Source organism: Bacillus sp. SIMBA_074 (assembly GCF_046534555.1).
Classification (GTDB): domain Bacteria; phylum Bacillota; class Bacilli; order Bacillales; family Bacillaceae_G; genus Bacillus_A; species Bacillus_A mycoides.
Map to the genome: position 1 here is coordinate 1 of NZ_JAWRYM010000482.1, position 273 is coordinate 273.

The window sequence follows — 273 nt, forward strand, 5'->3', positions numbered from 1 at the left end:
ACGCGGGGCGTCCCGGCAGCATACGGCGGCTTCGAGACCGCGGTCGACGAGATTGGCCGCCGCATGGCCGCGGCCGGCGCCGAGGGCACGGTCTACTGCCGGTCCAACGAGGGTGCGCCTAGGCCCGCGGAGTACGCCGGGATGAAGTTGGTCCACCTGCCCGCCCTGCGGTCCAAGACACTCGAGACCTTAAGCCACACCGGCCTGTCGGTGCTGCACGCCGTCCTCCGTCGCCGGTACGACGCGGCCTTCGTCTTCAATGCCGCCAACTCC

General features: G+C 70.7%; 1 protein-coding gene. It reads left to right on the top strand.

Annotated elements, in window-relative coordinates; translation table 11 throughout:
* Positions 1 to 63 precede the first annotated feature (63 nt).
* Positions 64 to 273, top strand: a 210-nt coding sequence (locus tag SB773_RS31670; protein ID WP_410594288.1) for a hypothetical protein, incomplete at its 3' end; no start/stop codon positions are given.